At 39.4% G+C, this 20,678-nt stretch carries 14 protein-coding genes; 7 read left to right on the plus strand and 7 right to left on the minus strand.

What is annotated here, in order from left to right; translation table 11 throughout:
* Nucleotides 1-989: 989 nt before the first annotated feature.
* The gene (locus tag ACPZ3T_RS14660) at nt 990-1,826 is read right to left on the minus strand and encodes a metallophosphoesterase (RefSeq protein WP_490277077.1); all 837 of its coding nucleotides are present in this window, start codon (nt 1,824-1,826) and stop codon (nt 990-992) included.
* Between the two features lie 286 nt (nt 1,827-2,112).
* Between ACPZ3T_RS14660 and ACPZ3T_RS14665 the strand changes: the two genes are divergently transcribed.
* The 3 genes from ACPZ3T_RS14665 to ACPZ3T_RS14675 all read left to right on the plus strand — a co-directional run bounded on the left by ACPZ3T_RS14665 (nt 2,113) and on the right by ACPZ3T_RS14675 (nt 5,193).
* Complete coding sequence (locus ACPZ3T_RS14665; protein ID WP_490277078.1) at nt 2,113-3,195, plus strand: class I fructose-bisphosphate aldolase; 1,083 nt, start codon at nt 2,113-2,115, stop codon at nt 3,193-3,195.
* 276 nt (nt 3,196-3,471) lie between these two features.
* Complete coding sequence (locus ACPZ3T_RS14670) at nt 3,472-3,819, plus strand: hypothetical protein (RefSeq protein WP_490277079.1); 348 nt, start codon at nt 3,472-3,474, stop codon at nt 3,817-3,819.
* Nucleotides 3,820-4,026: 207 nt separating this feature from the next.
* A complete protein-coding gene (locus ACPZ3T_RS14675; protein WP_490277080.1) occupies nt 4,027-5,193 on the plus strand; it encodes a pyridoxal phosphate-dependent aminotransferase in 1,167 nt (388 codons plus the stop codon).
* Here ACPZ3T_RS14675 and ACPZ3T_RS14680 read toward each other — a convergent pair.
* A complete protein-coding gene (locus ACPZ3T_RS14680) occupies nt 5,121-5,381 on the minus strand; it encodes a hypothetical protein (RefSeq protein WP_490277081.1) in 261 nt (86 codons plus the stop codon). The genes ACPZ3T_RS14675 and ACPZ3T_RS14680 overlap by 73 nt on opposite strands.
* Before the next feature lie 149 nt (nt 5,382-5,530).
* On the opposite strand from ACPZ3T_RS14680, the gene ACPZ3T_RS14685 reads away from it, so the two are divergent.
* Entirely contained in the window at nt 5,531-6,856 is a 1,326-nt protein-coding gene (locus ACPZ3T_RS14685) for a hypothetical protein (protein WP_490277082.1), read from the plus strand.
* 277 nt (nt 6,857-7,133) lie between these two features.
* On the opposite strand, the gene ACPZ3T_RS14690 is transcribed toward ACPZ3T_RS14685, so the two are convergent.
* Nucleotides 7,134-8,111: a DUF1517 domain-containing protein gene (locus tag ACPZ3T_RS14690; protein WP_490277083.1), complete on the minus strand. Its 978-nt coding sequence runs from the start codon at nt 8,109-8,111 to the stop codon at nt 7,134-7,136.
* Between the two features lie 1,166 nt (nt 8,112-9,277).
* Here ACPZ3T_RS14690 and ACPZ3T_RS14695 point away from each other — a divergent pair.
* Complete coding sequence (locus ACPZ3T_RS14695) at nt 9,278-10,528, plus strand: glycosyltransferase family 4 protein (RefSeq protein ID WP_490277084.1); 1,251 nt, start codon at nt 9,278-9,280, stop codon at nt 10,526-10,528.
* Nucleotides 10,529-10,565: 37 nt separating this feature from the next.
* Here ACPZ3T_RS14695 and thiS read toward each other — a convergent pair whose 3' ends face one another.
* The 3 genes from thiS to ACPZ3T_RS14710 all read right to left on the minus strand — a co-directional run bounded on the left by thiS (nt 10,566) and on the right by ACPZ3T_RS14710 (nt 12,287).
* Nucleotides 10,566-10,778 carry a sulfur carrier protein ThiS gene (gene thiS / locus ACPZ3T_RS14700; RefSeq protein ID WP_490270233.1) on the minus strand — a complete coding sequence of 71 codons (213 nt, stop codon included), beginning with the start codon at nt 10,776-10,778 and terminating at the stop codon, nt 10,566-10,568.
* Between the two features lie 194 nt (nt 10,779-10,972).
* Entirely contained in the window at nt 10,973-12,085 is a 1,113-nt protein-coding gene (locus tag ACPZ3T_RS14705; protein WP_490270234.1) for a thiamine phosphate synthase, read from the minus strand.
* Between the two features lies 1 nt (nt 12,086).
* Complete coding sequence (locus ACPZ3T_RS14710; protein WP_490270235.1) at nt 12,087-12,287, minus strand: hypothetical protein; 201 nt, start codon at nt 12,285-12,287, stop codon at nt 12,087-12,089.
* 199 nt (nt 12,288-12,486) lie between these two features.
* Between ACPZ3T_RS14710 and ACPZ3T_RS14715 the strand changes: the two genes are divergently transcribed.
* Nucleotides 12,487-14,259, plus strand: coding sequence for a DUF1565 domain-containing protein (locus ACPZ3T_RS14715; protein ID WP_490277225.1), 1,773 nt, complete (start codon nt 12,487-12,489; stop codon nt 14,257-14,259).
* 34 nt (nt 14,260-14,293) lie between these two features.
* Here the strand turns inward: ACPZ3T_RS14715 and ACPZ3T_RS14720 are convergent, their stop codons facing one another.
* Nucleotides 14,294-17,434, minus strand: coding sequence for a plasmid replication protein, CyRepA1 family (locus ACPZ3T_RS14720; protein WP_490270236.1), 3,141 nt, complete (start codon nt 17,432-17,434; stop codon nt 14,294-14,296).
* Nucleotides 17,435-17,929: 495 nt separating this feature from the next.
* Here ACPZ3T_RS14720 and ACPZ3T_RS14725 point away from each other — a divergent pair, with 495 nt between their 5' ends.
* Entirely contained in the window at nt 17,930-20,482 is a 2,553-nt protein-coding gene (locus ACPZ3T_RS14725) for a penicillin acylase family protein (RefSeq protein WP_490277226.1), read from the plus strand.
* The last annotated feature ends 196 nt before the right edge of the window (nt 20,483-20,678 follow it).

Genomic DNA, 20,678 nt, shown 5'->3' on the forward strand with positions numbered 1-20,678 from the left:
TTGTTACTTAGGGACAAATTTGCCATTTTTTAACTAATGTTCCATCTCTCAAAATAAATATCTCAGAAAGTTTACAAAAATTATGAATTTTATAAGTCTACACATCTATCAATAGTTAGTCTCTCTTAACCTAATTAATTAGTCAAGCTCAAAATTGAGTTTGTAGGATTAAGTTGCGATCGCCCCCAAAACATTTGATAGCGGTAGTATACCGAGCTATGTGACTCACGAATCAATCGAAATTATTGAAAATCTTTATCATTACTATTGAATTGGGCATATTGACATATTTGTCAAGCACTGAGACATGATCAGTTATCAGACTTCCAGAGGCAGGATTAATACGTTTATCCATCCCTACCAATCCCCAGTCCCCAATCCCCAATCCCCAATCCCCAGTCCCCAGTCCCGAATAATTTTAAGAAAGATTACTGAATTGTTGCGACAAGTTAATGGTGTTCAATTTTGGTAAATATGCCTAGCAACTAAAAAAAAAGGTGCTAAATTGATAGCAAGGTACAAAAAGGTTAAAAGTTAATTAAACGCAAACCTTAATTAGAGCCTGTACCTCCTGCTCTAATAAATCACGTCTTCGCAATCTTAAACTCGTTGGTTGCATCCTTTCATTAAGTGTTTTCGCCTTGAGTTTATTGGTTTATTTTGTGGAGGTTTTGAACTTACAGCCAGAAATGCCTGCCTATTGGAATCAAGGATGCAGGGTTCTGGAGTGATGGTTGCGAAAGTTGTCCACCTTATTTGAGTTCTTTTGTTTCTATTTTTTCCATCTTCTCTAACAATTGCACATTTACTAAACCGCCTAAGCTAAAGATATTTTCGTTCTTAGCTTGAGGCGGTTATTGTCATGAATAAATGGGGATTGGGGACTGGGGACTGGGGACTGGGGAGAATAATTATTACTTATTGTCTTCTCATTCACAACTCAGCACTGGCTAAACGCCGCGCTACCGCCAATACAACTCAGCACTCATTCACTCATTACTCATTAATGTAATTACGGTAACTTCTGGAGGACAAAATAAACGTCCTGGTCGATAAGTTCCTAAACCACGATTGACATATAATTGGTTTGTGGAAATTTGGTGATAACCTTGCGCCCATTCCCAATATCGTACTACTTTTGAACAATCTCCTAATAACAATTGAATCCAACGCCGCAGTTTTTTAGGAATTTGTTTAAGGAGCTTTTTATAGTGATAAACTACAGGCCCCATACCTGGTATAACGATGTGTCCGCCGTGGGTATGACCGGAGAGTTGTAAGTCTACTCGCCATTGTTCAAGAATTTTGGCGGTATCTGGATTATGAGATAAAACAATGCGCGGTGTAGCAGGGTTAAGTTGTTGCATTACTGGTGCAGGATTAAATTCCCTTGACCAATAATCAGCCAATCCGACTATTGGTAAATCTTGTCCTAGAGGATAAGCAATTTCATTCCATAAAACATGAACACCGATGCTAGTTAATGCTTTGGTAACTTCTGTTTGGGAGTGACTGTAGTGAATATCATGATTGCCAAGTACAGCATAAATACCATAACGGCTTTGCAGATATTTAAGTCTTAACGCTAATTGGTGAATTGGTGTAGGATCATCAGTTACATAGTCACCTGTTAATACTATTAGATCCGGTTCAACTTCGTTAGTAACTGCGATCGCTTCTGCTAGTAACTCTTCTGATAATCGCAATCCATCGTAATGAAAATCTGACAACTGCACTAACTTTAAGCCTTGCAAACTGGGTGGAAGTTCTGCAATCTTAACCGTGAGTTTATCTACACTTAAACGTCCTGTAAACAACCAGTGCATAATCTGCTAGGGACTCCTCATACCAGCGTCTACAGCTTATCAAAAAATAAAATAAATCTTGGGGAAGATGTAAAAAATAATAAATTTGCACAGATCATTGCCTTTTGTTGTTCCAATCAAGCATCTGCCGAAGGAGATTGGACAATTACACTGATATAGTTCGCTATTTCTATTCCCCCTCAGATATATTTTTAGAGATTTTAGCGAAAATAATTACATCTGAATTATTAATAGTAAAATGCTATCTTAAGGGCAAAGTCATCTACTCAAATGAGAGGAAACTGCTATGACTGCAACGCTCTTAGAAAAAAGTTCTATCGAGTCATTGCTAGGTGAAGAAGCCGAAAACCTACTCACATACAAAGCTAAAGTTTCCCAAGACTTACTACATTTACCGGGATCTGACTTTATAGAGCGAGTTTGGTTAAATAGCGATCGCCATCCTCAAGTATTGCGTAATCTGCAACAAATTTATTCTACAGGTCGTTTAGCGAATACTGGTTATCTCTCAATTTTGCCAGTAGACCAAGGCGTTGAACACTCAGCCGGAGCATCATTTGCACCCAATCCGATTTACTTTGATCCAGAAAATATTATCAGATTGGCGATCGCCGCAGGTTGTAATGCTGTAGCTACTACTTTAGGAGTATTAGGCAGTGTTTCCCGTAAATATGCTCACAGAATCCCTTTTATTGCCAAAGTCAACCATAATGAATTATTAACTTTTCCCAATCAATTTGATCAAGTCTTATTTGCTGATGTGGAACAGGCATGGAATTTAGGCGCATCAGCAGTAGGCGCAACTATTTATTTTGGTTCAGAACAATCTGCTAGACAAATTCAAGAAATCAGCCAAGCTTTTAAATATGCCCATGAATTAGGAATGGTGACAATTCTTTGGTGTTATTTACGCAATAATACTTTTAAACAAGACAAAGATTATCACCTTGCGGCTGATCTCACCGGACAAGCAAATCATTTAGGCGTAACAATTGAAGCCGACATTATTAAACAAAAACTCCCAGAAAATAATCATGGCTATGAAGCGATAGCCAAAGCAACAGGTGAAAATTACGGCAAAATTCATCAACGAATGTATACAGAATTAACCACCGATCACCCCATTGATTTAACCCGTTATCAAGTATTAAATTGTTACTGTGGAAGGGCAGGTTTAATTAATTCTGGTGGTGCTTCTGGCAACAATGATTTTGCACAAGCAATTCGTACCGCCGTGATTAATAAACGTGCAGGCGGTACAGGCTTAATTTCTGGGAGAAAAACTTTCCAAAAACCCTTTGAAGAAGGGGTAAAATTATTTCATGCCATTCAGGATGTTTACTTATCTCCAGATGTGACAATAGCTTAACCCCCCGATATTTTGGTGCGTTACGGCTTACGCCTAACACACCATACATATATTGTCATCAATCTGCACTACTTTTTACATATATAGCCTTTCTTACTCTGCTGAATTACAAATCTCTGCGTACCTCTGCGCTTTACTTTGCGCCCCTTTGCGTTTCAAAATATGATCTGTACCTCACTTAACTGGGAATTGCTATATATAACCAACCTAAAGAAAGACGTTAGCTGTATTGAAAATTATCTAACTTGGTTGCAGAGTAAACAGGAAACTTGTTCAATGTTGGCAATCAAAAATAGATTTAATCAATGGCAGCGCAAAATTACCTTAGTGATATTCGCTGGGTTAATTTTGCTCATTAGCTTACCTACTAATTCTGTTGAGGCTGCTGGTTATTATTCAGTGAAAGAACACAAAACAGGAGTCATTCGACCTTATTACACAACTAAAGAACGCCCCATAGCACACACCGAAATTATCAGACCTTACTATGCCACGCCAAATAGAAAACTCAGGACAAATACAGGGGATAATTATATGGAGCGTGGTAAACGATCAACAGAAGTTATACCTCAAGAATTAGGTAGAAGTAAGCGGCAAAAAAATCTGCGGGTTGGTGAAGAATAAATAAAAAAATAATCAATCGTTCTGTAGGCAGGGGAGCGGGGGGCAGGGGGGGCAGGGGGCAGGGGAGACAAGGTAGACAAGGTAGACAAGGTAGACAAGGGAGTTAAATTAATGAACAGTTACTTGATAACTGATAACTGATAACTGATTTAAGGGAGATTCTGGGATATCCTAAAGTAAGTGAAAGATTTGCCAAATAGAGTAAGAATGAAGCTGGCAGCAAGAGTAAGTCAGGTAACACCTTCACTAACCTTAGCGATCGCCGCGAAAGCTAAGGCGATGAAGGCCGAAGGTATAGACGTTTGTAGTTTTAGTGCTGGCGAACCGGATTTTGACACCCCAGCGCACATCAAAGCAGCAGCAGCAAAGGCTTTGGAGTCAGGCAAAACCAAGTATGGCCCAGCCGCCGGAGAACCAAAATTACGGGAAGCGATCGCTCACAAACTGCAATCTGATAATGGTCTAGATTACAAGGCAGAGAATGTCATTGTCACCAATGGCGGCAAACATTCTCTCTATAACTTAATGGTGGCATTGATTGACCCCGGTGATGAGGTAATTATCCCTGCCCCCTACTGGCTCAGTTACCCAGAAATGGTAACTTTGGTAGGAGGTAAGCCAGTAATTATCAACACAGATGCCTCTACGGGTTATAAAATTACACCAGAGCAACTGAAAAAAGCTATTACTCCCAAAACTAAGCTATTTGTCCTCAATTCCCCATCTAACCCTACAGGAATGGTGTACACACCAGAGGAAATTAAAGCTTTAGCACAGGTAGTAGTTGATGCAGATATCTTTGTAGTATCTGATGAGATTTACGAAAAAATTCTCTACGATGGCGCACAACATATCAGCATCGGTTCGCTAGGAAAAGAAATTTTCGCGCGTACCTTAATTAGTAATGGCTTCGCCAAAGCTTACTCCATGACTGGTTGGCGACTGGGTTATTTAGCCGGGCCACTGGAAATTATTAAAGCCGCCAGCACCATCCAAGGGCATAGTACATCTAATGTGTGTACCTTTGCTCAATATGGTGCGATCGCTGCTCTAGAAAGTCCCCAAGACTGTGTAGAAGAAATGCGTCAAGCCTTCGCCAAACGGCGACAAATCATGTTAGATAGGCTCAACGCCATCCCCGGATTAAGTTGTCCCAAACCAGACGGTGCATTTTATCTGTTTCCCGACATCAGCAAAACAGGTCTAAAATCCTTAGAATTTTGTAATGCCTTGTTAGAAGCACATCAAGTAGCAGTCATTCCCGGCATTGCCTTTGGTGCAGATCAAAACATTCGTCTTTCCTATGCTACCGACTTAGCAACCATAGAAAAAGGTATGGATAGGTTAGAAAAGTTCGTTTGCAGCCGGATGTAGGGGTGTAGGGGTGTAGGGGTGTAGGGGTGTAGGGGTGTAAGGGTGTAAGGGTGTAGAGGTAAATTCTCCCTTGTCTCCCTTGTCTCCCTTGTCTCCCTTGTCTCCCTTGTCTCCCCTGCCCCCTGCCCCCTGCCCCCTGCCCCACTCCCCACCAATCTCAGTAGTATTTCTGAGTCTCTCGCCGCCACTTCATCCCATAATTGATCAACTACACCGTAAATTTACGAATATTCAGCAAAAAATTAATTTAGCTTTTAATAAATTGATTGATATACCTAGAGGTTAGGGGTAAGCTAATAGCAATAAAATTAAAACCTCCAGGGTGTTGAGAAATTTTATGATCGCTAATACTTTACCTAGTGATTTTTTGGATAAAGATACTGTTAAGCTAAACTCTCAAGAGATAAATTTACCACTTTTACAGGATAAGTTTTACAATTTTTTTAGAGAAAGTGTAAATACTTATGCACCAGCAGATGTTTTAAAGAAATTTAAAAATTTATTTATTGAGTGTCTGCACTCATACAACTTAAATAATGTGCCAGCTATCCAAAAAATGTTGTCTTTTAATAACGAGGTGGAGTTTCGTAATACGCTCAAACGTTGTTGCTACATTTTGATTAATAATTGGGCATCGCAACGCAAACATAAATATATTCAAGAACTGATTGACTCATTTGAGCAACTACCTTATTGTCCAACTATAAATGGATTTGAAGAGTTAAATTTATATAGACAATGGCTAGAAAATTTTGTTAATAGCTCAGATTATCATGAGTTGAAAATATTTAATTATAAAAATGATCATAAAGACGAAGTTCACTGGAGCGATCGCTATGCCGCTTACTTGTTAGTTGTACAATCATTAGATGCAGATAAACCCAAAGAACAACAAGAAGCAGCAATCAAACTTTGCAGACAGATGAAAGATAAGTATAAGTTTGATTTAGCGATGTATATAGCCCGTTCTCAGTCTGCGGCCTCAAGTAGCACACGTTATAACAACCCCAGTGTTTTGGGTGATAATGTCCTGCATTTAATCAAAAGGATCGTGGCTAAAAGAGGTAAATTCAGTTATGAAAATCTTGCCAATATATTTCTTAAGCAAACTCAAAATCAAAGCTTAAAAGAATTTAAAATTAGTTTGCTGAAATATTTATTTTTATCAGTTGGTAATCAAGAAATTGCATCCCGATTGCAGCAGTCTGTACAAGATAAGCTGTTATTGTGGAAACCGGAATTAGATCAAGAAATAATTAACAAAAACTTATTGCTGAGAATTAGCAACAAACTGATTGATTATCTCACCATTGAAAATAGACATGAACCTTCAGAATTATTTACTGTACTAGCTTCTCAAGGTCATCCTTTAACCTTAGTAATTATCCTGTTGAAGATTATTTTGATTTCTCAGCATTCTCGCAGTCATTTAGAAACTCGCATTGCTGATTTAATTGCTTACTATCACTATCAATCAGAAGATGAATGTCAATGGTTTATTAATTTTATCGAGTTTTTTAATATTACTTTTGCAATTTATGCAGAAAATGTGCAGTATAACTTGCTGAAAGTTCAGGGAGATGAATCAGTTCAAAATTCACAACAGAATTTAGATGTATACCGGGTATTTTCACAGGTTAAGACGGAACATCAAAAATATTAAAGGTTTCTATTAATACCGTTTTTTGATAGAGATGCACTTTATTCTGTACTGTAGAGACGTTGCATGCAACGTCTCTACATCGTTTATTTCGTGCAACTTCATAGAGAATTGGTATAAGGACTAAAGTCCTTACTACAAACTATATGATTCATATTTGATTTTTCAACAGATACAGCAGGTTCGATGTTTATGAGGTACAGCAACTGATTAAAAAAAGTAATGAGTAAGAAATTTACTTATTACTCATTACTTATTACTCATTACTTATAACTAGGCTCTAAACCAATTTCAAATCAGGATACTCTGCAAACAAATCATCGGATGTGAGGGTATCACCTTCAGCTTGAGGAGTCCACAGCACTTCCAAGGCTAAGAGCTTATCCGCAGGAATACTACCAATTTGTCGCAACACTTGACGCAAATCATCAGTATTGTTCACGGCTGGAAGTTCAAACTTTCCTAGTGTTGCCGTCAACAAGGTAACGATAATGTATTCTCCAGGGCCTTCGCTAATTAAACGGGTGGGGTTGTCAAGTTCATCAGATGCAGGTAAAGCATCTTGAGCTAAGGCTGCTTTTAGCTGGTTGTTGACATTGGAGAGAGTTTCTTCACTAAATTTGCTGCGTTCTGCTAGTGCTAGGCGGTTAAATTGACTTTCCGCCGCATTTAATTTGGCTTGTTGTGTACCACCGCCTGCATATACCCAATATTCAGGATGACGTAGCAAAGCTAGGGTAGTTTCTTGCAGCACTTGTGTACGTCCCTCTGGGGAATTGGTATCAGCCGTTTCTGCAATGCGGTTAAGTTCTGGTTGTAAGTCTCGCGCTTGGGCTAATAAACCGACTTGCAAGCGATTTACACTCACTGAGGGGTTGCTGTTGTAGCCGACTTCTTCACCTTCACCACTGGAGACACGACGGAAAGTTTGCACTAAGAAGTTAGCGATCGCCAAGAAAATTAAGATAGTAAATAAACCCCCAAATCCTCCGCCAATACCCCAAAATGGAATTAAGAACGGAAACCCAAAGCCACCACCAGGATAGGGTGCAGAGTATCCCCTACCACCGGGAGGTGCATAAGTCCGTGGGTTATAAGTACGACTCGAAGGCATTCTAAATGAACCACCTCCAATTCTGCCGCCACTACGGGCAGCTAATGCACCATCAGCATGGCTGAATGCTAATACCAATACTAAGCCCAGAGCAAAGACAGTTTTTAAGAGTGGTTTGATAGCTTGTTGTAGTTTTTTAGACATAATCACAGTTGCTTGAAAAACGTTATTCTTTAATTATTTTTTCTCTATTTAGAGCATCAAGGTGTCTCCACCCGTAATCAGCACTAAGTTTTTCATCGTTCAGAAAGCTATATATCCAATGTACCGCGTCTTATCTTACGGAATCAGTAAACCACAGAGGGATTTCTGTAGTGGATAACCGTACCTCAGAATTTATTCCCTTGGAAGGAACTTTGGAATAAATTAAGGTTTGTAATCAGAACTTTAGTTCTCAAATCAGGACTAAAGTCCTTACTACAAACTCAATCTTAGTCTTTGTGTTAGCAGGGAGACTACAGCACCTAGCACCAAGGTTTTTGGTGCGTTACGGCTTACGCCTAAGACATTCTACATATACTTAGATTTTTTGAGATATCACATCGGATTTATATAGTAGAGTTTCAGCTAATAATTGAATCATGCTTTGAGCTTATCCTTAAACTCAGGTTAATTACGAATTAATTAGGTTATATGTAGCCTGTTTTTCGATGATTTCTGTGATTATTTGCTAACTCTTGGCTAAAAAAATGCCAAACAATATTAAAATTTTAGTAAGTGTTTACAATAATTGTTTCTGGTGAACATCCAAATTTATCGGCATAAAAATTAAATATATAATTAATAAACAATTCATCAAAACAACAATAATATTCTTATATTTTATATTCTAAAATAGAGTTGTAAGCTGTTTCATAGCCTTATTTTAAAAAGCAAGCAGTATAATTTTTACTTTCTTGTTCTAGCAGTGCTTCAACTCAAAAGCAATAGATCAGCATGAGTCTTAATCCTGATTTTATAAGATTTCAGGATGCGGATTTGTTTGATGATTTTGGTGAATTAGTATAATCAAGTAGCATAGGATACTAAATTGTACTATTGATATCTGAGTCACAGCTAGTTTAATGAAGGATTGTAAAAATTTTTGACAAAATTGTGTAAATACCTAGCTTTTGAGGTTTACCTGTTGGCTAAAACCAAAAAAGAGGAGAAAATTTAGATACTAGCGTCAGTAGATGCTTCAGTACAATCATCCACACAAATACTTGCTTGTGTAATTACTTAATGGAGGTAGTACAAAATAGCGCGTCGCCTGTCGGACGTTTTTAAGGTTTTTCAACTTATTTGCAGTCAATCACTCAAAATCAACAATGGAACACGTCTCGCAACTGGCAACAAAAATCAGAGAAAAAACTGCATCCCCGGATATTTTAGTTATATCCCGTCTTTTTTTGCCCCAGGAAGCGGTGATTGGAGAATATCTTTATAATCGCTGTTTGCAAGATCCAGAACAGGTAATTGTTTTGAGTGCTAGTTGTGCAGGTGATCAAGTATTTGACGAAGCTCAACAGTTTCCTGTGTATCGCTGGCCTAATTCTAGATATTGGTTGGGTGGTTTTTTAGGCAGTTATTTGCAAACTGGCTTAAATTTAATTTGGTCATTTGTATTTGCTATTAAACTATATTTTCGCTATCACTACCGCTATATTGAATGGGGTCATGGCTATGAATTTCCGGCCTTGCTGCTGTTGAGCTATGTTTTACCAGTGCGTTGTTTTATTTACCTGCATGGTCATGATTTGGTGAGTGTTTTAGGTAATCCCTTGTGGCGATCGCTATTTAAGCTTACTCTCAAACGAGCAGCAGGAATTGTCTGTAATAGCTCCTCAACACAAGATTACCTGAGAAATACTCTGCGTGTACAAACACCCACCCATGTAATTCATCCTGTAGTCAGGCCAGAAAAATTTGGTTTGGGGAATAACTCTAGCAATTTAGATAAGTTGGGTTCACAGGTACGTCAAACTTACAATATTCCCCCAACCGCAGTAGTGATTCTCTCTGTGGGAAGCTTAGTTAAAGAAAAAGGCTTCGACCGCGTAATTGAGAATTTACCATTACTTTTAACAATTGGTGTCGATGTTCACTATATCATCTGTGGTGAAGGTGCATATCAACCCCAACTGCAATCTTTAGCCCAAAGATTACGGGTAGACAAGCGGGTACACTTTACCGGATATGTACCACATTCAGAATTAGCGGGTTACTATGCAGCATCTGACATCTTTGCTATGCTGGCATTATCCAAAACACCAATGACGGCCTTAGAAGGTTTTGGCATTGTCTATCTAGAAGCCAGTTATTTTGGTAAACCCGTAATTGCTTCCCGTCACGGTGCTTTCATCGACTTAGTACACCACGAACAAAACGGTCTATTGGTGAATCCTAAATCCGGTTGTGAAGTATTGCAAGCTTTCAAGCTATTGTGTCAAAATCAACAACTACGGGAAAAACTTGGTCGTCAAGGTAAAGAATTAGCCAAAAACAAGACTTTGCATCGTTCGTTATATGTAGAGAGTGGGGAGAAATCAACTCAAAAGTCAAAACTCAATCAGTTTTAGATTTTGGATTGACTGCACCCATAAGAGCATGGCTGTTTCATCCGCCACCTACAATGGTAACAACTTCTAAGCGATCGCCTGATTTGACTGTGGTTTGTTCCCAGAATTGGCGGTGTAAAATTTCGCCGTTATATTCTACCGCCACTAAACGGGGATTAAAACCTAACTGTTGAAGTAAATCAGGTAAAGGTGTTTGGGAAACACAATTATGAGTTTCCCCATTTACTTGCAATGTAATTTGACCAAACATAAGATTAATTCGTAATTCGTAATTCGTAATTCGTAATACCCCTACGCGGAAGCAAGCTACGTAATTCGTGATATTTTCTATCTTTACCCCTGCCCAATGCCCAATGCCCAATGCCCAATGCCCAATGCCCAATGCCCCAAAATTCCTTAATTTTGAATTTTGAATTTTGAATTTTGAATTGATATGCCCTCTGCCTACTTCACTACTTCTGGCTTGACGCGATGGAGTTGGGAGAGTAAATATTGGGTGACTAGGGTAGGTTGTTCGGCTTGCATGAGCGATCGCACTACTGCTACTCGTTCTGCTCCACTATCAATGACATCATTGATATTATTGGGATCTATGCCGCCAATGGCAAACCAGGGAATAGTGCTGTTTTCCTGGGCGTAACGGACATATTCTAAACCAGCCGCCGCTTTACCTGCTTTGGTGGGAGTTTCATAAACTGGCCCCACGCCGATATAATCTGCACCTTCAGTAATTGCTTTTTGCATTTCCTGAGCATTAGTTGTAGAACGCCCAATTAAACGTTGTGGGCCGAGTAATTGACGAGCCACAGCGATTGGCATATCTTGCTGTCCCAAATGTACCCCATCAGCATCGACTGCTAAAGCTAAATCCACTCGGTCATTCATAATGAATAAAGCACCGTAGCTATGGCATAATTCCCGTAACTGGGTAGCTTGTTCTAGACGCACTGTGTCATCGGTGTTTTTATCTCGGTACTGTACTAGAGTTAATCCACCTTTGAGGGCAGCTTCTACAGTTTCGGGTAGATTATCTGAAGGGGATGTTACCAGATATAAACGCGATCGCCACAGCAATTGATGACGCTCATAACCCATTAAATTCGTTTCTAGGGTGTAAACCTGATAACGCATCTCCTTAAAAGCCTTGCCCATACTGGGGTGATACAGCTTGCCATATTCCTCTAGCACTCGCAAAGCTTCTTGCACCCGGCAAAAATTAGCTTGTAAAACAGACTTAATCCCAGAACGTTGTTCCTCCTGGGGATGACTTAACTCTGTACCAATATCACCTGCTGTATCTCGCGCCGCTCTTAACTCCACCGTATGCCAACTAGCCACCTGTTGGCGTAGATGCTTACATTCCCCAGCCATCGAGGAATTATTTAAACCAAACCGACACCACTCTTCAATAATTCGCAAACCTTCACGAGCGCGGTCTAAATTCGCATCTAAAATACGATAAACCACTTGCTGCATATGCTGTTGTTGGTTTTGGGCTGTAACCATTACAACAACCCCATTATTGACGCTTTCATCGTAATAGCCAGCCTCTTTCATACTAGGAATCTACCTCCCATAATGTTTTGGGCAATGGGGAATAGGGAATGGGGAATGGGGAATGGGGAATGGGGAATGGGGAATTGTGCATAAAAAATCTACCTTGTCTACCTTGTCTACCTTGTCTACCTTGTCTCCCCCTGCTCCCCTGCTCCCTGCCCCCTACTCCCCTACCCCCTACTCCCCTACCCCCTCCTTTCAAAGTTCCCCATCTTCTTATTAATTACTTTGTATTGAAAATAGCCAATTGGTCAATATAGCGGATAACATAATCGACATCCTGAAATATTGGAAAGTATCAAAACTTATTATTATTTCTAAGGAGTGGTGTGAAGGTGATTTCCCTCATTTTTTCGCTCAAATGCCCTAAATTAAACAACCTACCGACTCAACCATCTTTGATGGTTTTAGGAAGATATCCAATTTTTGGTCTTTCGTTGTTATGCGCCCTGGGTGTGGTTAGCATCACGTTACTTACCATAGAGATTCGTAGCGTTGTTGCTCAAGTACCACCTGTATCAAATCAAATCCGCCTGGATGAAAAAACAATTTCTCAGGTTAATGTCCTCTTTGTCAACCCTAGTATCGGGGATGACACAGCAGGTAATGGTGGTGAAAATGCCCCTTTAAGAACTATTACTCAGGCTTTGCAAAATGCAACCCCTAACACAGTAATTAAGTTAGCTCCTGGCAGTTATACGGCGGATACAGGAGAAGTATTTCCCCTGATGCTCAAGTCTGGGGTAGTTATTCAAGGGGATGCAGCTAATCAGGGACAAGGGATTATTATTCAAGGTGGTGGGCAATTCCTCAGTCGCAGTTTTGGGGGACAGAATGTCACTATTGTTGGTGCTAACGAAGCTCAATTAACTGGGGTGACTGTTACTAACTCTCATCCCCGTGGTTATGGTTTGTGGATTGAATCAACTAATCCAGTAATTACAGCCAATACATTTACAGGTAGTACCCAGGATGGTGTGGCGGTGGCTGGTAAAGCTACGCCAACAATTACCAAGAATTACTTTCAGCGCAATGGAGCTAACGGAATTACTATCAGTGGTACATCCCAACCGCAAATTCGGGAAAATATCTTTGTACAAACTGGGTTCGGGATCAATATTACTGACAACGCCGCCCCAGTGTTGGTAGGTAATCAAATTCAAGATAATCGGGCTGGAATAATTGTTCAAGCTAAGGCTCGTCCGATTTTAAGGCAGAATTTAATTCAAAATAATCAAGAAGATGGGTTAGTAGCGATCGCTCAAGCTATGCCCGATTTAGGTAATGCTACGGAAGCTGGCGGTAATCAATTCCAAGGGAACAAACGCTATGACATTAACGCCAGTGCAGCTAAACAGAGCATTGTTGCAGTTGGTAACACCATCAATACTGAACGGGTAGCTGGTTCGGTGAGTTTTCAAGCCGAAACCTCTACCTCCGCCAATACTGAGCAAGTAGCTGCTAACGGCGAAATCATCTTTGCTGCTCCTGGAGTATCTGATCAGCCAATAGTGCAGCAGCAAACTCAAGCACCCCTAATTTTACCTAAATACAATCAACAATTACCCCCACCTAATAGCCAAAGAGTCACCACCAGCAGCACACGTAAAACCTCACCAGTCACCACCAAAAAAGCGACTCCATTACCAGCAGTACCAGCCCAGGCGACTCAGTTTAATTATGTCCAGATTGATACCAACACCATTGAATTTGTTGCACCTGAGACACAAACCCCAAGCACAACTGTCACAACTCAACAACAGTCATGGCCAGCGCATCTCTCACCAACTCAATCAGAAGTTAGTCCCCAACCATCAAACCCCAGTGCTGTGAGTAATAATAATGACCTCTTACCTGTGCCTAATAGCAATATTCCCCTAGGTAATACCCGGAATATGCAAAAAGTATCAGCACCGCCAACTAATACAATTAGTTATGCAGGTAATTATTCATCTTCTCCAGCCCCAGGTGTGCGCTATCGGGTTGTAGTAGAAGCCTTAACCGATAGAGAACAGGAATTAGTCAAAAATCTTGCACCTGGAGCTTTTCCAACCATGTGGCAAAGTCGTAGAGTTATGCAAGTTGGTGTATTTAGCGATCGCAATAACGCCAATGAAATGCTGAAAATACTGACTAACAATGGTTTAAGAACTATCATTGAGCCATTAAATTGATTAAGTAATGAGTAATGAGTAAGAAATTTACTCATTACTTATTATTCATTGAAGTAGACATCATAGAAACTAGAGAATTTACGTCTTGTGTATCTTGCCAAGTTTCAAAACTATCAGTAGAACGATAACCCATCTGTTTGAGATGAGCTAATATCAACTCATCTCGTTGATGCCAAATAGCAAATATTTGCTCTCTCCCATCGTTAAGACTATCTACATCAATTTGATAAAAATCATCGCTGCGTTTTAACTTCAAACCCAACAAATTCAATAATCGGCTGAGAATTTTCATCCCTGTTTTGTTATTTTTACTTCTAGTAAAATCAATACCCAGCACTCTTTTAATATGCTTACTGTGTTGAAATACTATATCTTGCAACCAAATTAAATTCGGATCATCCTCTGTAAATTTTGCGTCAGGCTCAAGAAATCGCAACATTCCCAAGGCTCTCATTGCTTCAATTTTCACTGTATAAGTTTTTAAGTCTGGGAGAAAAACTTTGCCTCCTCCTAAAGACAGTTGATGATGCCATTCTTGCTGATCTCTGATGTGAAAATATTCACTTTCATGGGTAAGATAATAGTGAATTAATAATTGGGAATAGTACCCTTGATCATCTTTGATTTTCAGTAATGGCGTAACTGGTATACCGTATCTTTGTCTAAGATGATATTTTTGAATTTCATAGCGTTCTGCATCCGTAAGAGAATGCTGTGCTGCTAAATACTCATGCTCAACATAATCAATATCTTTAGCATTGGCGACATTAATTGCTGCTGCTAATTGATTTTCCTGTTTAATCTTTCTAATTTGACGTTTAATTTCTTTGCCTTTTTGACGCTTATCTGTCCACTCTTTTTGGACTTTGACAATTTCTAAAACTAATCTTCTGCGCGTTGCTAAATCTTGAGGATCAGTTGCTAAGAAAGCTAACCGCAAATCTCGGACAATATTATTGTGAATGGCGTTACTTCTGATCCGAATTTGATGCCCATCCGTAGTTAATCCCTCTTGCATTGATTGACGATAAAGACGGATAGAAGCATTGACTCTAGCTGATATTTTAGCCCAAGTACGCAAATGCACAGGGTCATAAACTAGGGGTAAATCAACATCAATCTTATGTAGAGGACTGAGTAAAGCGAGATTTTCTTTTTGATTTTCTTGATACCAATTAGACAATAATCGGTAATTAGTGCTACCACTACCAATTAAACCGATTCCGCGTTTCGCACACCAAACAATTCGCGGTACATTATCGCGGACTCTAGCTAATGCTTGTCGTGCTTCGGCATCAGGAATTACGCCTTGAAAAATGCCATAAACTCTATCAAAATGTTGCACATCAATACTAATTCCTGTTCCTAAACTGGGAGTGACAAATACTGTTGCATACTCAGTAATTTTTTGATTAATGGCTGGGACAAAATCAACCGCCGCGTGTCCTGGGGTGTTGGTTGTTTGGCTATTAATTACTAAAGTTTTCGGAAATTGATATCGCAGTTTCTCTAAACGTTCTTTTAAATATCTTTCGATGGTTTCACAGCTATAACGTCCAGAACGGCTATCAGTGGTGACATAACATTTACGCCCTGCTAATAAATCTAATTCTAACTGCTGAATTAAAGGTATGGGATTAGGCGAATCATAAAATGTCACATCCCAACCGCGTTGGGGTTTCCATTGATTTACTAGTATCCAAGGGGTAATTTTATAGCCTGCTAAACTTTGTAAATACTCTAAAGATACATCAGATAAATCAGCATCTTGAGCAATAATTAAGCCCCCAGTAGATAAAACATTGGCAATTAATTGCTGAAATAGTTTCAAAATTTTAACGCGCTTGTGTTTACAAGTGCTGCTGTTGAGGAGATGCCATAAAGATTGCTCGACTTCATCTAAAATGACTATGCCACCGCGCCAGTCTGCTGGGTTAAGTTTCCAAATAGAATCTACACATAAACCTAAAGAAAGAGGAGGATTTAATTCTGTATGATGAGGGGATAAATTATTTCGTTTATCTGTGATTATTTCCTGATTACCTAATCCCCATTTAATCCCAACTTTTTCACATAAAAATTTGCCTAATTGAATCCGATGGGTAATTAACAATACAGGCTGATTTCTGGTTTTAGCTTGTTTGACAATATTTTGAAGTGCGGTAGTTTTACCTGTGCCTTTCGCTGATTTGACTCCGACTAACCCAGATGTGGGAAAAGCAATTTCGCCTAAATAGGGACGGTTAATAGTTAAAGTTGCAGGAACAGTTAAATCAGTATGGGGCTTAATTTCAGCTAGATAAATTTCTAAGTCGAGACTACGACGATAAACTTTTTCAAAAGCGTTTACACCTTTGGCAATAATAAAATCATCAACCCCTTTTTCTGTCCCTGGTAATGTAATGACTTTAACAGGACATTTCTGCTCTTGAAATAAACAACCTAATTGAGTAATAGCATTGCTAACAGCTGCAACTTTTTGGGCTTGAGTTTCAAAATCAAAACAAATATAAACAGTTCGTTGCATCCGCGCAAATGCAGCTAAATCAGGGATTAATTGACGATTGATAACTTTACCAAATTTATCTTTGATAACTCTATAACCACTCGTAATTCCAGGTACAGCTATGGCTGCATAGCCCTGTGTCAAGAGGGTGGCGGCTTTTTTCGCGCCTTCACAGATAATGATGGGTATTTGATTTTCTAATACCCATTGCCAAAACCCAAAAGCTTCGCCTTGTTCGTTGGTGTTGATATCGGTAGGCAATGCAATGTTGTAGCGTTGGGAAACTTGTTGCCAAATATCCAGCGTCACCCGCAGACAAAATATGCGTGTGGGGGTGCTGGGGGGATGTTCATACTTGATGGTTTTACCATTTTGGTTGGTACGTGGTTGGTTGGGTTTAAAACAACCCCATTCCATCGGTTGCCAATGCTGGAGAGGATCTAAGCCAGAACACCACCAACCGCCGGCTGTGACATGACTGTAGCGTTGTAACCAACCACTTGTCACCATTCCTGTGTTCGTGCGGGGTAGATGTTCGGAAATTAAGAGATATTCGTAGGCTGCTGCGCCTTGGAGAGACTTGAAGTTAAGTTTTGTCAAGTCTAAATCTATACCACTGCGCTTGACTAATTCTTCAAGGTGTTGTGGGTGTAAGTTTGGCAGATACATGGGGCGAACCGCGAACGGAATGAGGTTGGATTTAAAACTTAGCACGCCTTTACTGTTTTTTTTTGGTAATTTTTATCAGTATTCAATGCTGTTTTTGTTACTTCGTTGTGCGATATACATCGGTAAGTAACAGACGGAGTTATTTTGTGAGAATATGCTGCTGAACTAATAAGCTTGTATTGTATATTTGTTTACTATTAATTTTTATTTTTCAGTATATTTTTTGTTTTACCGGGAATAGCATACACTTCTAAGCTTTGTCAATCAAAGTTTGTCAAGATTTTAGGATTAACGATCGCCTTTCACAATATATATTCTTTAGATACAGGAAATTTTAACAATGTACTGAGAACAATCAGATGAATTAGCATGATTAAATTCTGTCGGTGTGAATATTTGCCCTTAAAGCAAAGTTATATATCTTACTAAGAAAAATAAATGAAATGTGAGGCGGCAAACGGTATAATTTTCCAGAATTTGACTAACAACCCAGACATGAAAAACTTCCGCAAGCGTCGTTTCTCCAGAAGACTTAAAAGAGTTGTGATTGTAGTTTTAATGTTGGGGTTATTATTAGTATCTTTTTTGGGCTATACAATACGGCGTTCTTTTCCTGTGGAAAATGGAGCGATCGCTATTTCTGGTATAAATGCAGAAGTGACAGTCAAACGGGATCAATGGGGTGTACCTCATATCTATGCTACCAATTCCCACGACTTATTTATGGCGCAGGGTTACATCCATGCCCAAGACAGATTTTGGCAAATGGATTTTTGGCGGCATCTTGGCTCTGGTAGATTAGCAGAAATGTTTGGTGCTTCGCAATTAGATACTGATAAATATCTGCGAACTTTAGGATGGGCAAGGGTAGCACGGCAAGAAATCCAATTAATGGATGCAGAGATGAAGGCTAATTTGCAAGCCTATGCTGATGGTGTGAATGCTTATTTGCAAACTCATCAAGGGAGTGCATTAAGTCTGGAATATGCGGTAATGAAATTACTTAATCCTCGTTATCAAGTTGAGCCTTGGCAGCCGCTACATTCCCTCACTTGGAGTAAGGTGATGGCTTATGATTTGGGGAGAAATTTTCACCATGAAATTGAACGTGCTGTTTTATTGAAAACGCTTCAACCTCATCAGGTGGAGGAACTTTTTCCAGAGTATCCGCAGGATTTGCCTGTGATTTTACCGGGGTGGGAGGTAGGGAACATAGAGTTAGAAAAACGCAAAGGGGCGCGGAGGTTGGCGCAAAGGGGCGCGGAGGTTTTATATGGGGGAGAAGTTGCGTCTAGTTTAGAGTTAATTAGTCAACCGATGTTGGCTTTGGAAAAACTTATTGGGGCGACGGGAGGGGGTATTGGTTCAAATAGTTGGGTGATATCGGGTAAGCGCACGGCTACGGGGAAACCAATTTTGGCGGATGATCCCCATTTAGCGGCACAAATGCCTTCTATTTGGTATGAGGTGGGTTTGCATTGCACTACTAAAAATGCTGAATGTCCTTACAATGTGACGGGGTTTTCTTTTGCGGGGATGTTGGGGGTAATTGTCGGACATAGCGATCGCATTGCTTGGGGTGTAACTAATGTACAATCTGATGTGATGGATTTATATATTGAGAAAATTAATCCCAATAATCCCAATCAATATGAAGTCAATGGTAAATGGGTAGATATGCAGCTTGTACCAGAAACTATTCAAATTTCTGGCAGTAAACCTATTGTACAAACAGTCCGCTACACCAGACATGGGCCGATTCTTTCTGATGTTTCTCCGAATTTAAAAGAATTTAATCAAGCAGTAAAAGTACCACAAAACTATGCTGTAGCTTTACGTTGGACTGCTTTAGAACCGACAAAAGTAGTTAATTCAATCGTCCAAATTAATCGCGCACAAAATTGGCCAGAGTTCCGCACTGCTGCCACTAACTTTGATGTGCCTGCACAAAATTTAGTCTATGCTGATATTGAGGGAAATATCGGTTATCAAATGCCCGGTAAGTTACCCATTAGAGCTAAGGGAAATGGACGCTACCCTGTTCCTGGCTGGACTGATGAATATGAATGGCAAGGTTATATTGACTTTGAAAAGTTACCTTATAGTTTCAATCCACCTCAAGGTTATATAGCTACAGCTAATAATTTAGTCGCTAATGAATATCCTTATATAATCACGACAGATTGGGTGTATGGTTATCGTGCTAAACGCATTGTTGAGATGATTAGCCAACAAAACCAGCCAATTTCTTTAGCTGATGTGCAGAAAATTCAAGGTGATAATTTGAATTTAAATGCACAAAATCTTGTCCCATTTTTGCAAAACATTAAGTTTAATGACAAGAAATTACAGTCCGCTCAGAAACTACTAAAAAATTGGGATTTACAACTAGAGATGACATCCCCTGTAGCGGCTTTATTTGAAGTATTTTGGCAACATTTATTAGCCGCTACCTTTCATGATCAATTACCGCCAGCATACTTTCCTGATGGGGGCGATCGCTGGTATGCTGTTTTGCAAAATATTATCCAACAGCCTGATAGTAATTGGTGGGATAATACCAAAACCACTACAGTAGAAAAGCGTGACCAAATTTTACAGCAAGCTTTTAGAGCAGCAGTAGAAGAATTAGAACGTCTTCAAGGTAAAAATCCTCAAGCTTGGAATTGGGGAAAACTACATACTATTAACTTTCGTAACGCTACCTTGGGTAAATCTGGTGTTGCACCTATAGAGGCTTTATTTAATCGCGGTGGTTTTAGCACGGCTGGGAATGGTGAGACTATTAATGCTAATCGTTGGCAAGCGAATCAATCTTTTGAAGTGATTGATATTCCTTCACTAAGAATGATTGTAGACTTAAGCAATTTAGATAATTCAATAGCTATTCATGCCCCTGGACAGTCAGGTCATGCGTTTCATAAACACTATGCTGATATGATTGACCCTTGGCGCAACATAAAATATCATCCCATGTTGTCGGAAGAAAAAACGGTTGCGGCTCAGGCTGTGGCGACATTAAAGTTAACCCCAAAATCCAGTAAGTAAAGTTTTTTCTAGCGTCTACGGAAAAATAACATCCCAAAATGTATATCTAATTTAACTTTTTTCTACTTCAGTGTAATTCCATACACCTTTAAAAAAGAATGAAGTATAAAGTAACAGGGCTAAAAAAGTCAAAACCGAAATAGCCTCAACTTATACTTTTGTAAATTTTTATGCCAATTCTGCAAAATTCAGCAAC

It is taken from the genome of Aliinostoc maniaoense (genome assembly GCF_058172895.1).